Origin of the sequence: Desulfotalea psychrophila LSv54 (assembly GCF_000025945.1) — a bacterium.
GTDB classification, from domain to species: Bacteria; Desulfobacterota; Desulfobulbia; order Desulfobulbales; family Desulfocapsaceae; genus Desulfotalea; species Desulfotalea psychrophila.
On record NC_006138.1, the window covers coordinates 2,397,300 to 2,414,669 of the forward strand.

The 17,370-nt window shown below is 52.7% G+C and carries 2 protein-coding genes; both read left to right on the plus strand.

What is annotated here, in order from left to right:
• Positions 1-352 precede the first annotated feature (352 nt).
• Entirely contained in the window at positions 353-8,410 is an 8,058-nt protein-coding gene (locus tag DP_RS10750) for a beta strand repeat-containing protein (RefSeq protein ID WP_011189345.1), read from the plus strand.
• Positions 8,411-9,473: 1,063 nt separating this feature from the next.
• Positions 9,474-17,366, plus strand: coding sequence for an Ig-like domain-containing protein (locus DP_RS10755; RefSeq protein ID WP_011189346.1), 7,893 nt, complete (start codon positions 9,474-9,476; stop codon positions 17,364-17,366).
• Positions 17,367-17,370: the final 4 nt, after the last annotated feature.

Here is a 17,370-nt window from a genome sequence, read left to right on the forward strand (position 1 = left end):
CGTAAGCGTAAGCTGATTGCCTCTGGCGACTAATTAAGAGTAAAATATCCTCTTGTCATTTGGGCAGCTGCTGACAATGAGGAATGGGCATGTCCCCCACCCTTTGCTATTCATGTTAGGATTTAGCTCTATCCTCATCGTCCTTAGTTTCTGTCATATCCTTAGTCCCACCTTGTCTTCACCTAAAAGGCACCTTAGCTGAGTGGAAAAATAATAAACAGAAATAAAAGATGCCAGATGAGAGATGGCCTGCTTTTTTTCTTGCGCCTATGGGCTTTAGATGCTTAGCTCTCGGAACATCTTGCAATCACACTCTATTTTTAGAAATACTGCCCATGGATATTGAGCAAATATGAAAAATTTATTATTGATCGAAGTATTGGCTGGCGGAGAAGTTGTTGAACATCCTCTGACAATATCGGCGTCCTTTGGCGCCCAGGCGGGGGCGATTTACTCTGTCCTCGACCAGGACCATCGCATCCCGGACAATCTCATCATAAAACGAAGCGGCGATAATCTTGACATTGAAATCGATGAAGAGCCTGTTGCCCAAATTGAAGATTTCTACGGTCAGGAGCTTGGGGCTAGATACAGTGTCGATGGATCCCTGGCCCCCGCTGAGGGGATGGCCATCACTGACACCACAACGGCTGGCCCAACGGATGAAATCGTCTGGCAGGCCTCCGAGGGGGCAGAGTCAATCAGCCCGTGGGTTTGGGCCGGTGGCCTGTTGGGTGCCGGCGGTATCGCCGTCGCAGCAGGCGGAGGCAGTTCAGATAGTAGCAGCTCAGTAGATAAGGGTAGTGATAGCCACGACGTCACCGTCAGGGGTGTTGCCGGTCCATTTCTGGCCACTTCCCATGCGATCGTTGAAGTTTACGATGGCCAGGGCAATCTGCTCGGCGGTGGTAAATTTGAGACCAGCGGCCAGGTTAAACTCACCATTGGCGACTATAAGGGGGCAATTCTTGTCAAGGTAATCGACAACAATGAGGGTGCAGGGGATTACCTTGATGAGGCCAGCGGCCTTTCTCTCAGCCTCGGTGCGCCCCTGCGCGCCATGGGCTATTCCGATGGAAACGGTGATGTCTATATCAGCGTCACCCCTCTGACCGAGCTTGCCGCCCGCCAGGCCGGCATCACCGGCAATGAGGTCAACGAAGCCGATCTTGCCGCCAACGACCAGATCGCAGAACTCTTTGCCGTTGAAGATATCCTGGCCCCCGTTGTCACCGTTGTCGAAGACGGCTACGACAGCAGCGACGAGATCAATGAGACGGCAGAACACTATGGTGAGATCCTCGCCCAGCTGTCCGGTGCCGATAGTACCACCACCGGAATGGCCAAGACCCTTGACCAACTGGAAAACGCCATCACCGAGCTGGGGGATGGAAAATTAGCCTTAAGTCAAGAGGGGGTTGAGCTACTCGCTGACGGTGTTGATGCCTTTACAAACGGAGTTAATGGCAATCGGGCTGACCTCGGGAACAGCCTCATTCAACCTCCCCTGATCGAGGCGGCCAATGACGGTATTAATGCTGCCGACAAGGATGCCGGCATCCTTGTAAAAATATCTGGGGTAAAAGCTGATGACGGGGTCAGCCTCCAATGGGGAGAGCAAACGCAAGACTTTATCATTGCAGGCATAGATATCGATGACGAGGGAATGGCCTCCATCACCCTGCCCGCCAGTATTGTTGAGGCCGCAGGTGATGGCTCAACTGTCGTTCGCTATCAGATCAACGCCGGTGATATGAGTCCGGCCGTTATAATTGAGGTCGACACCATGGCACCAGATGCACCGACCTTAGCCGAACTCATTACAACCGATCTGGACGACACTCTCATGAATGCTGCTGAGTCGCTATCAACAGACTTCCAAGCAACACTACCAACAACAGGTTCACTTGCAGTGGCAGGTGACAGCATCGAGTTGCTTCTTGATGGCAGCTCATTTGCAACAGCAAAGACGGTGATACTTTCTGCTGATGACATCACTAACGGCTCTGTGAATTTCACTGTTACTAACGCTGATCTCGGTAGCGACGGTGCCAAGGCATTGACTACACAGTTAACCGATATGGCTGGCAATGTGGGCATTATCAGCAATGCGATGGACTTCACCCTTGATACCACCCTACCAGCTGCACCGACCTTAGCCGAACTCACTAGCACCGATTTGGGCGACACTCTCATGAATGCTGCTGAGTCTCTATCAACAGACTTCCAAGCAACACTACCAACAACAGGTTCACTTGCAGTGGCAGGTGACAGCATCGAGTTGCTTCTTGATGGCAGCTCATTTGCAACAGCAAAGACGGTGATACTTTCTGCAGACGACATCACTAACGGCTCTGTGAATTTCACTGTTACTAACGCTGATCTCGGTAGCGACGGTGCCAAGGCATTGACTACACAGTTAACCGATATGGCTGGCAATGTGGGCATTATCAGCAATGCGATGGACTTCACCCTTGATACCACCCTACCAGCTGCACCGACCTTAGCCGAACTCACTAGCACCGATTTGGGCGACACTCTCATGAATGCTGCTGAGTCTCTATCAACAGACTTCCAAGCAACACTACCAACAACAGGTTCACTTGCAGTGGCAGGTGACAGCATCGAGTTGCTTCTTGATGGCAGCTCATTTGCAACAGCAAAGACGGTGATACTTTCTGCAGACGACATCACTAACGGCTCTGTGAATTTCACTGTTACTAACGCTGATCTCGGTAGCGACGGTGCCAAGGCATTGACTACACAGTTAACCGATATGGCTGGCAATGTGGGCATTATCAGCAATGCGATGGACTTCACCCTTGATACCACCCTACCAGCTGCACCGACCTTAGCCGAACTCACTAGCACCGATCTGGGCGACACTCTCATGAATGCTGCTGAGTCGCTATCAACAGACTTCCAAGCAACACTACCAACAACAGGTTCACTTGCAGTGGCAGGTGACAGCATCGAGTTGCTTCTTGATGGCAGCTCATTTGCAACAGCAAAGACGGTGATACTTTCTGCAGACGACATCACTAACGGCTCTGTGAATTTCACTGTTACTAACGCTGATCTCGGTAGCGACGGTGCCAAGGCATTGACTACACAGTTAACCGATATGGCTGGCAATGTGGGCATTATCAGCAATGCGATGGACTTCACCCTTGATACCACCCTACCAGCTGCACCGACCTTAGCCGAACTCACTAGCACCGATCTGGGCGACACTCTCATGAATGCTGCTGAGTCGCTATCAACAGACTTCCAAGCAACACTACCAACAACAGGTTCACTTGCAGTGGCAGGTGACAGCATCGAGTTGCTTCTTGATGGCAGCTCATTTGCAACAGCAAAGACGGTGATACTTTCTGCTGATGACATCACTAACGGCTCTGTGAATTTCACTGTTACTAACGCTGATCTCGGTAGCGACGGTGCCAAGGCATTGACTACACAGTTAACCGATATGGCTGGCAATGTGGGCATTATCAGCAATGCGATGGACTTCACCCTTGATACCACCCTACCAGCTGCACCGACCTTAGCCGAACTCACTAGCACCGATTTGGGCGACACTCTCATGAATGCTGCTGAGTCGCTATCAACAGACTTCCAAGCAACACTACCAACAACAGGTTCACTTGCAGTGGCAGGTGACAGCATCGAGTTGCTTCTTGATGGCAGCTCATTTGCAACAGCAAAAACGGTGATACTTTCTGCTGATGACATCACTAACGGCTCTGTGAATTTCACTGTTACTGACGCTGATCTCGGTAGCGACGGTGCCAAGGCATTGACTACACAGTTAACCGATATTGCTGGCAATGTGGGCATTATCAGCAATGCGATGGACTTCACCCTTGATACCACCCTGGCAGCTGCACCGACCTTAGCCGAACTCACTAGCACCGATCTGGACGACGCTCTCATGAATGCTGCTGAGTCTCTATCAACAGACTTTCGAGCAACACTGCCAACAACAGGTTCACTTGCGGTAGAAGGTGACAGCATCGAGTTGCTTCTTGATGGTAGCTCATTTGCAACAGCAAAGACGGTGATACTTTCTGCTGATGACATTACTAACGGCTTTGTGAATTTCACTGTTACTAACGCTGATCTCGGTAGCGACGGTGCCAAGGCATTGACTACACAGTTAACCGATATGGCTGGCAATCTGGGCATTATCAGCAATGCGATGGACTTCACCCTTGATACCACCCTACCAGCTGCACCGACCTTAGCCGAGCTCACTAGCACCGATCTGGACGACACTCTCATTAATGCTGCTGAGTCTCTATCAACAGACTTTCGAGCAACACTGCCAACAACAGGTTCACTTGCAGTGGCAGGTGACAGCATCGAGTTGCTTCTTGATGGCAGTTCATTTGCAACAGCAAAGACGGTGATACTTTCTGCTGATGACATTACTAACGGCTTTGTGAATTTCACTGTTACTGACGCTGATCTCGGTAGCGACGGTGCCAAGGCATTGACTACACAGTTAACCGATATGGCTGGCAATCTGGGCATTATCAGCAATGCGATGGACTTCACCCTTGATACCACCCTACCAGCTGCACCGACCTTAGCCGAACTCACTAGCACCGATTTGGGCGACACTCTCATGAATGCTGCTGAGTCTCTATCAACAGACTTTCGAGCAACACTACCAACAACAGGTTCACTTGCGGTAGAAGGTGACAGCATCGAGTTGCTTCTTGATGGTAGCTCATTTGCAACAGCAAAGACGGTGATACTTTCTGCTGATGACATTACTAACGGCTTTGTGAATTTCACTGTTACTGACGCTGATCTCGGTAGCGACGGTGCCAAGGCATTGACTACACAGTTAACCGATATTGCTGGCAATGTGGGCATTATCAGCAATGCGATGGACTTCACCCTTGATACCACCCTGGCAGCTGCACCGACCTTAGCCGAACTCACTAGCACCGATCTGGACGACGCTCTCATGAATGCTGCTGAGTCTCTATCAACAGACTTTCGAGCAACACTGCCAACAACAGGTTCACTTGCGGTAGAAGGTGACAGCATCGAGTTGCTTCTTGATGGTAGCTCATTTGCAACAGCAAAGACGGTGATACTTTCTGCTGATGACATTACTAACGGCTTTGTGAATTTCACTGTTACTAACGCTGATCTCGGTAGCGACGGTGCCAAGGCATTGACTACACAGTTAACCGATATGGCTGGCAATCTGGGCATTATCAGCAATGCGATGGACTTCACCCTTGATACCACCCTACCAGCTGCACCGACCTTAGCCGAGCTCACTAGCACCGATCTGGACGACACTCTCATTAATGCTGCTGAGTCTCTATCAACAGACTTTCGAGCAACACTACCAACAACAGGTTCACTTGCAGTGGCAGGTGACAGCATCGAGTTGCTTCTTGATGGCAGTTCATTTGCAACAGCAAAGACGGTGATACTTTCTGCAGACGACATTACTAACGGCTCTGTGAATTTCACTGTTACTGACGCTGATCTCGGTAGCGACGGTGCCAAGGCATTGACTACACAGTTGGCTGATGTGGCTGGTAATGTGGGCATTACCAGCAATGCGGTCGATTTTACTCTTGATATGACAGTCGCGCCCCCAAACTTTGCCTTGGCAACGGACAGCGGTAGCAGTAACAGCGATGGGATCACAAAGAATGGCATGGTTAATGTCACTCTGGCAGGCGACGTTGCCAGCTGGGAGTACAGCCTTGACGCTGGCAGCAGTTGGAATAATGGTTCGGGTAGCAGTTTCGCCCTGACCGATAATACAGACTACCCTGCTGGTGCGATTCAGGTGCGCCAGGCCGACAGGGCTGGAAACCTCAGTAGCACCGCCAGCAATCCCGGCACCATTAAGGTCGACACTATTAGCCTTACAACGGGAAGTATTTTCGGTCTGGATACAAGCTTTGGCGGCGGCGATGGTCGTACCTTTATCGATGGAGGGAGCAGGGCTGACGAAGGAAATCATGCGACAATCAACGAGGTCGCTGATGAAAAATACGTCATCAGCGGGCAAAACCAGACAAAGGCCAATTTTTTTGTCGCCCGGGTCAATGTCGATGGTAGCACAGATAGCAGCTTTGGGGGTGGGGACGGGGTGGCGACCGCCAAAGTGACTACAGATGTAAAACAATACCAATACATCTATGGCGAATCGGTCGTTGACGCCAAGGGCAATATTTATATCCCTGGCGTGATTTCTGGTGGGACATATTATAATGATGCCGTTGTTGCTAAAATTAGCGCAGATGGAAGCCTCGATAGCAGCTTTGGTGGAGACGGCTTTGTCTTAAATAATTTTGGCAGGACCGACAAGGCGGAGACTGCCTGTGCTGTAGCGGTTCAGACAGACGGCAAAGTGATCATGGGCGGTCGTGTACAGAATGAACGTACACTGGATAGCGCAATCGCCCGTTACAATCCCGACGGCAGCCTCGATACCGACTTCGGTAGCGGCGGGAACGCTATCTTTGACCTTGCACCTGGGAAGCATGACTCTGTTCAGGATATCGAGATCCAGGCCGATGGAAAACTCATGTTCACCGGCAGTCTTGATGACAACACATATCTCCTGCGTCTCAACTCCGATGGTAGTCGCGACGCCAGCTTCGGAGGTGGTGATGGTTTTATCTCTGCGGATATACATTCAGGCTTATACGACTCTATCCTTGATACCGCCATCGATGGGGTAGGAAACATCTATGTCTTAACAAACGGTTCACGTGCCCTCAACGTGGCTCGATTCAACGCTAAGGGAGAACTGGACATAGGCTGGGCCGGGGATGGTATCGCTACCCTTAGCACCGATGGTTACGCGAGCAACCGCGGTGGCGGGATTGCCTTTGATTCCAGCGGGAAAATCATAATTTCTTCTGGCTTTAACTCTTCAACCACAGGCGGATTAGACAGCGTCATTATGCGCCTAGACAGAGATGGCAATCTCGATGCCAGCTTTGCTGACAATGGCGTCTTCGCAGCTGATCTTTCAGGAAATGGCGGCGCGGATGAAGCGTACGATGTCATCGTCGATGCCAATGACAATATTGTAATCGGTGGTTACGTTAATACTGGCGGGGAAACAGGTAAAGATTTCATGATCGCTCGTCTGACTGACTCTATGGACACCAGTATTGCTGATGGGGCAAAGGGTGTGGCCGCCAATCTTGGCCTCACCATGACCTTTACGGAAAGTATTGGCCTGGGAAGCGGTAATATCAAGCTGGTGGACGATACGGACGCCAGCAACACGATCACTATCGATGTCGGCAATCATGCCGGTCAGTTGGCTATTAGCGACGGTAAATTGATGATTACCCCCTCATCCCCAATGGATAGCCTCAGCAAGTACCATCTGGAGATCGAGGATGGGGCAGTGACTGACCTGGCAGGAAATGGCTACGCAGGTATTTCTGATCCTGCCACATTAAATTTTACGACGGCGACAGGATCACTGGCTCCTGTTGCAATTGATCTCACCAATGACGGTCTTAGCTTCATTGGTTTAGGTCAGAGCACGATTTTTTATGATTACACGGCAGATGATATCGGTGATCGAACAGCATGGGTTGGTGCCGATGATGGTCTGCTGATCATTGATCTATTGGGTGATAGCAGCGTGACGGATCGTTCTGAATTTGTCTTTACTGATCACGCACCCGATGCAGGGACCGATATGGAGGCTCTTCAACAGGTTTTTGATACCAATCAAGACAACTATCTTAATCATGCTGACGAGCAGTGGAGTAAATTTGCGATCTGGCAGGACCTCAACAGCAATGGGGTGAGCGAAACAGGTGAAGTGCGCACTTTAGATGAGTGGGGCATTGAACGTATCAGTCTTATAAATGATGGTGAAAGTTATCTGGCCGCTGATGGTGTTTATGTACATGGCCATAGCGAAGTTGTAATGAGTGATGGAACCACCACCACTGCTGCCGACAGTGAATTTAGCTTTGATATATCAACGCAGACAGATAGCAGTGATATCCCGTTGCTAGAAGTGAACAGCGCCCTGCCAGTGGATACAACGTTCGTAGCATTCGACCTGATCGAGGATGTATCCTCTGACTCAAGCGGGCGATCTTTTAAGAGCGAAGCCGGGTATGATATTGATATTAAAGGCGCGAGCGGTGCGGAGCAGTTGAACACGGATGGCGAAGAGCTGGGAGCAACAGTCTTGTGGGACGAAGCCAACTTATTGTCTGGTAACGATAGCGTCATCTTGGTAGGTACGGGAGCGGTTGTTCACAAGAGTGATGGTGGACTAGCCTCTATATGCAGCTTAGCCGGTACCGTACTATCTGCTATCGGGTCAGATAGCCAAATATATCCTATAGCTATGCCAATGAATATTTTTACCAGCCAGGGGCTCGCGTAAACCACATTCTTGGGTGCTGTAAAACAGAAATTGCCTAGCAGATTCATCAGGACCGGGCATGTGACATGTCGGGACATCAGCTCTAGCAGTTAGTGTCCCGATATATTGGCGTAGTAGCCGCGGATGTCGGTTTTGCAGGCATAGATAGCACACCGCCCGTGATCCACTGGTGGGCTTGGCGTACCGCCGCTTTATGGCCACTGTGATCCTTACTGTAGGTGAATGACAGGGTAAAGTCCTCTGCGGCATCTGGATGAGCAATTTGAGAACCAGAGCATCGTGCGCAGTACAATTGTTTCGCCATCGGTGCGGGTGACCGTCTGCATGGGGGCAAGAACTACGTGATCGACCCCGGTTTGATCGGGGCGATACTCACGTCGCAAGGGCTGGCATGATTCATTGCTGTAGGCCAGTGATCGATCCCGCCACCGTCCGGCGCAGATGCCAGATATCGGCGTTAGGCAGGAAGGGTAAGCAGATGATTGATGGGATTACCTGATTTCAGTCAATGAGCAATTGACTAGTAGTATCTGAGGCTAATCTAAATAACTATAGCTGACGTCATAATTTATTGCCTTTTATGGTTTGCAATTCAAGCCTGACAGGCTTTTTTTTTGCCCGAAATTCTATCATTTTGCTGGGCTTTGAGCCAACAAGAGGTTGCTGAGGCGGCGGGGATTGGATCGTTGATTGGTGGGGACAGAGGCAAGGCCTGCAAGCCTTTCCTCTGCTAAATTTCATGCAATAAATAGTTAGAGTTATTTCTTGATTATTTTGAGTACACCTGCTATTAACTTAAAATCATTCAGATTTTTTTAAAAATAGTTACTTTTGATATGTAGCTTTTTTACGCCAATCTAAAAGTGGGAACGAACATACTTTTAAAATAAGTTTTTTTGTGAAAAAAAGCCATATGACTCTTGCCAGAAAAGGCCATTGTCGGGTTTTTTCCCTGCTGCAACACAGGCCAACCAATCGCAGGGGACCCAATAATTAAATAGAGAGAGACGGGCCACCATATAAAATTTTTGCTAAGAAAATATCTTAGATACTGGGATGAATAATGAAGAGATTAATACTAATCGAAGTATTGGCTGGCGGAGAAGTAGTCGAACATTCATTACAATCGGCATCCTTTAAGGCTCAGGCGGGTGCGACCTATACCCTCCTCGACCAGGACCACAGCATCCCGGACAATCTCATCATAAAACGAAGCGGCGATAATCTTGACATTGAAATCGATGAAGAGCCTATTGCCCAAATTGAAGATTTCTATGGCCAGGACCTTGGGGCGATATACAGTGTCGATGGCTCCCTGACCCCCGCTGAGGGGATGGCCATCACCGGCACTGAGACCACAACGGCTGGCCCAACGGATGAAATCGTCTGGCAGGCCTCCGAAGGGGCAGAGTCAATCAGCCCGTGGGTTTGGGCCGGTGGCCTGTTGGGTGCCGGCGGTATCGCCATGGCAGCAGGCGGAGGCAGTTCAGATGGTAGTAGCTTAGCAGATAAGGGTAGCGCCAGCCACGACGTTACCGTCAGGGCTGTTGCCGGTCCCTTTCTGGCCACTTCCCATGCGCTGGTTGAGTTTTACGATGACGGAGGCAATCAACTCGGCACTGGTAAATTTGAGACCAACGGCCAGGTTAAACTCAGCATTGGAGACTATAAGGGGGCAATTCTTGTCAAGGTAATTGACAACAATGAGGGTGCAGGGGATTACCTCGATGAGGCCAGCGGCCTTTCTCTCAGCCTCGGCGCGCCCCTGCGCGCCATGGGCTATGCCGATGGAAACGGTGATGTCTATATCAGCGTTACCCCTCTGACCGAGCTTGCGGCACGGCAGGCCGGCATCACTGGCAATGAGGTCAACGAAGCCGATCTTGCTGTCAACGATCAGATCGCAGAACTCTTTGCCGTTGAAGATATCCTGGCCCCCGTTGTCACCGTTGTCGATGATGCCTACGACAGCAGCGACGAGATCAATGAGACGGCAGAACACTATGGTGAGATCCTCGCCCAGCTGTCCGGTGCCGATAAGACCAGCGGAGGACTAACCGATACCCTCGACAAATTAAAAGACGCCATTACCGTGCAGGATGGAAGCTTAGCCTTGAGCCAGGAGGGGGTTGAATTACTGGCCGACGGTGTCGATGCTTTTGAAGACGGAATTAACGCCGGTAAAGCCGACCTCGGTAGCAGCCTCATCCAGCCACCCCTGATCGAAGCGGCCAGGGATGGCATTAATGCTGCCGAGAAAGATGCCGGCGTCGTTGTGAAAATAAGCGGAGTTGAAGTAGGCGACAGAATCACCCTCCATTGGGGAGAGGAAATCCTTAATATTCTTCCCACAGATATTGATGACAAGGGGATGGGCACCGTTATGGTTCCCGCCAGCAAGATTGGGGATGCAGGTGATGGTTCAATTGCCGTCCAGTATCAGATCAACGACGGTAATAAGAGTCCGGCCGTTATAATTGAGGTCGATACCAGCGCTCCGACCATCACCAGTGGCGACAGCGCCACCGCCATAGATGAAAATTCTGTTGCCGATCAAGTGATCTACACGGCAACGTCGACAGATACCACTGACACCGCAACAGGAGCAACGGTTTACAGTCTCAAAGCGGGTAGTGATGCAGGCTTAACCATTGATGGTAGCACGGGCGAAGTCAAGCTGGTAATCAGCCCGAACTTTGAAGCGAAGCCTAGCTACAGCTTCACTGTGGTCGCGACTGATGCCGCCGGTAACAGCAGTGAGCAGACTGTCAGCTTGGCGATAACCGATCTTGACGAAATCGCCCCAACGGCTCCGACTCTCGGGACCTCCAACGGCACGGAACTCAGCGGTGTTGCCGAAGCCGGCAGTAGCGTGACCGTTTATGCCGCTGATGGCACCACAGTTTTGGGGACCACCATGGCTGATGCCAGCAGCGGCGCCTACACCTTTAGCCCGAATCCTTTGACTGATGGTAAAACCGGTAGTGTGGTCACGACCGATACTGCAGGCAACGTCAGTGCCGTCATGGAGATTACAGCAGTCGACGGCACCGCACCTGGCGCTCCAACTCTCGGGACCTCTAACGGCACGGAACTTAGCGGTGTTGCCGAAGCCGGCAGTAGCGTGACCGTTTATGCCGCCGATGGCACCACAGTTTTGGCGACCACTACGGCCGATGCCAGCAGCGGTGCCTACAGTTTTAGCCCGAATCCTTTGACTGACGGTAAAACCGGTAGTGTGGTCACGACCGATACTGCAGGCAACGTCAGTGCCGTCACGGAGATTACAGCAGTCGACGCCACCGCACCTGGCGCCCCGACTCTCGGGATCTCCAATGGCACGGAACTCAGCGGTGTTGCCGAAGCCGGCAGTAGCGTGACCGTTTATGCGGCCGATGGCACCACAGTTTTGAAGACCACCACGGCTGATGCCAGCAGCGGAGCCTACACCTTTAGCCCGAATCCTTTGACTGATGGCAAAACCGGTAGCGTGGTCACGACCGATTCAGCAGGCAACGTCAGTGCCGTCACGGAGATTACAGCAGTCGACGCCACCGCATCTGGCGCTCCGACTCTCGGGACCTCCAATGGCACGGAACTCAGCGGTGTTGCCGAAGCCGGCAGTAGCGTGACCGTTTATGCCGCCGATGGCACCACAGTTTTGGGGACCACAACGGCCGATGCCACCAGCGGTGCCTACAGTTTTAGCCCGAATCCTTTGACTGATGGCAAAACTGGTAGCGTGGTCACGACCGATTCAGCAGGCAACGTCAGTGCCGTCACGGAGATTACAGCAGTCGACGCCACCGCACCGACGGCCAAATTCGGCACAGCTACCGACAATATCGGCAGTGTAACCGGTAACTTAAGCAGTGGCGACACTACCGACGACACCGTCCTGGCCCTCAGTGGTAGCTGCGAGGCCGGTTCTACGATCAAGGTCTACAGCGGCACCACCGAACTTGGCGATGCCACCGTCAGCGGTAGCAGTTGGAGTTACAGTGCCACCATCGCCGATGGCACCACCTACCAGCTTAAGGTCAAAGAGACCGATGCCGCCGGCAATGAAAGTGCGGCCACCACCGACTTTGTCGTTGCAGGAGATACCTTCGCCCCGACAGCCAGTATTGATTTGGCCCTCCATACCGTTCAACTGGAAGCAATTGACAATCTCAGGGGCGATGACCACGCCCCTCAGGTCAGCGCTGTCGGTAACGCCGGTGAGTTTGTCGTCACCTGGCAGGGGCAGGATAGCGGGGGTGACACCAGCATTTTTGTGCAGAAATTCAATGTCGATGGCAAGACCACGGGAGCCCCGGCACAACTGGAGGCGATTGGCAAGGTCGGGGGCGATGACGAATGCCCTCAAGTCAGCGCCGTCGGTAGCGCCGGTGAGTTTGTGGTGACCTGGTATGGGCAGGATAGCGCGGATGACTCCAGCATTTTTGTGCAGAAATTCAATGCCGATGGTACGACCCTGGGTAATGCCTCGGTACAACTGGAAGCGATTGGCAATGCCCGTGGCGCTGACTACTTCCCTCAAGTCAGCGCCGTCGGAAGCGCCGGTGAGTTTGTGGTGACCTGGTATGGGCAGGATAGTGATAGCGCGAATGACTTCAGTATTTTTGTGCAGAAATTCAATGCCGATGGCACGACCCTAGGTAATGCCCCGGTACAACTGGAAGCGATTGGCAAGGCCAGAGGCGCTGACGGCTACCCTCAAATCAGCGCCGTCGGTAGCGCCGGTGACTTTGTGGTGACCTGGCAGGGGCAGGATAGCGCGAATGACCCCAGCATTTTTGTCCAGAAGTTCAATGCCGATGGCAGGACCACGGGAGACCCGGTACAGTTGGAGGCGATTGGCAATGCCCGTGGCGCTGACTACTTCCCTCAAGTCAGCGCCGTCGGTAACGCCGGTGAGTTTGTAGTCACCTGGATGGGGAAGGATAGCGCGAATGACTTCAGTATTTTTGTGCAGAAATTCAATGCCGATGGCACGACCCTGGGTAATGCCCCGGTACAACTGGAAGCGATTGGCAAGGCCAGAGGCGCTGACCACTACCCTCAAATCAGCGCCGTCGGTAGCGCCGGTGACTTTGTGGTGACCTGGCAGGGGAGTGATAGCGAGGGTGACTTCAGCATTTTTGTGCAGAAATTCAATGCTGGTGGCACGACCCTGAATAATGACCCGGTACAACTGGAAGCGATTGGCAAGGTCGGGGGCACGGACAGCAACCCTCAAATCAGCGCCGTCGGTAGCGACGGAGAGTTTGTGGTGACCTGGTATGGGCAGGATAGCGCGAATGACTTCAGTATTTTTGTGCAGAAATTCAATGCCGATGGCAGGACCACGGGAGACCCGGTACAACTGGAGGCGATTGGTAATCCCAGCGGCGCTGACTACATTCCTCAAATCAGCACCGTCGGTAGCGCCGGTGACTTTGTGGTGACCTGGCAGGGGAGTGATAGCGAGGGTGACGACAGCGTTTTTGTGCAGAAATTCAATGCCGATGGCACCCTGAATATGCCGCCCATCTTTACTGCGAGTGATAGCGTCCCAGTACAAAGCAGCGAAGTCGGCACGGCTTATCTGGTAAGTACCGATGTCACGGTCACCGACGTGGCCAGCATTACGGCTGCGGCAGATGGTCAGTGGAATCAGGTGGCAATTACAACGGCAGGCACCAACACCGGTATGGCCACCACTGGGCTGGCTGATGGGATCTATTTTGTTTACAGTGCCGATGCCGCAGGCAACCTGTCGGCTGCGGCAGGCACCACAGTGACCATCGACAACACCGCCCCGACCGTATTGATCACCGACAATACCGACGGTACCGCCAACGGTCCTGTTACCTACACCTTTACCTTCAGCGAGGCGGTGACAGGTTTTACCGTTGAAGATGTGGTCGTGACCGGCGGAATTAAGGGCGCACTCACCGGCAGCGGCACGACCTATAATCTGGTCGTGACCCCTGACAGCTCGAGCACCGCCGATATCGTCGTGAATGTGGCGGCCGATGTCGCGCAGGATGTGGCCGGTAATAACAATACCATTGCCGCCGAAAGTACCCAGTCCGTCGATACCGTCATCCCAACCGTAGCTATCACCGACAATACCGACGGTACCACCACTGGGGATGTAACCTACACCTTTACCTTCAGCGAGGCGGTGACCGGTTTTGCCGCCACTGATGTGGTCGTGACCGGCGGAACCAAGGGTGCACTCACCGGCAGCGGCACGACCTATAATCTGGTCGTGACCCCTGACAGCTCGAGTACCACCGATATCGTCGTGAATGTGGCGGCGGATGTCGCGCAGGATGTGGCCGGCAATAACAATACCATTGCCGCCAAAAGTACCCAGTCCGTTGATACCGTCATCCCGACAGCCAGTATTGATTTGGTGACCCTCCCTGCCGTACAACTGGAAGCGATTGGCAAGGACGACGGCGGTGACTACTCCCCTCAAATAAGCGCCGTCGGTAGCGACGGTGACTTTGTGGTCACTTGGGAAGGGCAGGAGAGTGCGGGGGAAGACAGCATTTTTGTCCAGAAATTCAATGCCGATGGCGTGACCACGGGAGTCCCGGTACAACTGGAGGCGATTGGCAATGCCACGGGCGATGACAGATGCCCTCAGGTCAGCGCCGTCGGCAGCGCCGGTGAGTTTGTGGTGACCTGGTATGGGCGGGATAGTGATAGCCCGGGTGACAATAGCATTTTTGTGCAGAAGTTCACTGCCAATGGCGTGATCACGGGAGACCCAGTACAACTGGAGGCGATTGGCAAAAAAGAGGGCAGTGACAACGCCCCTCAAGTCAGCGCCGTCGGTAGCGACGGTGACTTTGTGGTGACTTGGTTTGGGCAGGATAGCGCGAATAACATGAGCATTTTTGTGCAGAAATTCAATGCTGATGGCACGACCCCATCTCCGGTACAGCTGGAAGCGATTGGCAATACTACGGGCACGGACAACAACCCTCAAGTTAGCGCCATCGGTAGCGAAGGTGAGTTTGTGGTCACCTGGCAGGGGGATGATAGTGATAGCCCGAGTGACAAGAGCATTTTTGTCCAGAAATTCAATAATAAAGGCGCGATCCTGGGAGACCCGGTACAACTGGAAGCCATTGGCAATACTAAGGGCACGGACAGCCGCCCTCAAGTCAGCGCCGTCGGTAGCGACGGTGACTTTGTGGTGACTTGGGATGGGCAGGATAGTGATAGCGCGAATGACAACAGCATTTTTGTGCAGAAATTCAATGCCGATGGTACGACCTCAACTCCGGTACAACTGGAAGCCATTGGCAATAGTAAGGGCACGGACAGCCGCCCTCAAGTCAGCGCCGTCGGTAGCGACGGTGACTTTGTGGTGACTTGGGATGGGCAGGATAGTAATAGCCCGACTGGCTACAGCATTTTTGTCCAGAAATTCAATGTCGATGGCGTGACCACGGGAATCCCGGTACAACTGGAAGCAATTGACATGGACGGGGGCATTGATCTCTCTCCTCAAATTAGCGCCGTCGGTAGCGCCGGAGAGTTTGTCGTGACCTGGTCTGGGCAGGATAGCGCGACTGACTTCAGCATTTTTGTGCAGAAATTCAATGCCGATGGCGTGATCCTGGGAGACCCAGTACAACTGGAAGCGATTGGCAAGGACGGGGGCAAGGACAACAATCCTCAAATCAGCGCCGTCGGTAGCGCCGGAGAGTTTGTGGTGACCTGGCAGGGGCAGGATAGTGAGGGTGACAACAGCATTTTTGTGCAGAAGTTCAATGCCGATGGCACCCTGAATATGCCGGCCATCTTTACTGCGAGTGATAGCGTCCTAGTACAGAGCAGCGAGGTCGGCACGGCTTATCTGGTAAGTACCGATGTCACGGTCACCGACGTGGCCAGCATTACGACTGCGACAGATGGTCAGTGGAATCAGGTGGCAATTACAACGGCAGACACCAACACCAATATGGCCACCACCGGGCTGGCTGATGGGAGCTATTCTGTTTACAGTGTCGATGCCGCAGGCAACCTGTCGGCTGCGGCAGGCACCACAGTGACCATCGACAACACGGCCCCGACGCTACAGTCCAGCACCCCGACCGATGAGGCTACCGCTATCGCCCTGGACAGCAATATCGGCCTGACCTTCACTGAAAACGTTTCGCTGGGTAGCGGCGGCACCATCACCATCACCGACGGCAACGACAGTCACGTGATCGACGTAAGCAACCCCTTAGGGCAACTCTCGATCACCGACAAGGTCCTCACCATCAACCCAACCGGAGACCTGGCCAATAATAGCGCCACCTACCATGTCGAAATCGGCGCAGGCGCTATCACCGACACGGCCGGTAACAACTATGCCGGAATAGCGGATTTAACTATCCTTAATTTTGACACCGAGGCAGCCGCGACTCCTGTCAACACTAATATTGTTGTATTCGATCTGGTTCATGGGGTGAGTTCTAGCCACGAGGGCGGGTACGGTGCGGCTGCGCGCGAGTTCAGCGACGACCCATCCGCCGCGTACACGATATACATTATGGTCGATTCCGATTCATCGGTATTAAACACCACCCCAACAGACGCCGCCGCAGGCGCTACCTGGGGCCAGTGGAACAATGCCGGGGCGTTAGGTGAAAATGACAGGATCGTGTTCGTCGGAGATGGAGCCCCTATCCAGCGGGCTGTCGGTAAGGTGGCAGATTCTGTGGCGGAGTATTCATATGCGATTCAGTTACAGGTGGATTGTGGGATTATGATGAGAGTAGCAAATGACGGGGAGGTGAAACGGTATACTGAAACGCATTTCACGATGTCGCATGGTATGTTGCCGGACTTTGATTTGTGGGGCGGTAAAGTTGGGAATATGGAGTTGGACGGTGGATGCAAGGCAGATCTATACGCCGACGCTATTCCCGTGGGTATATTGACCAGCCAGGGGCTCGCATAACATT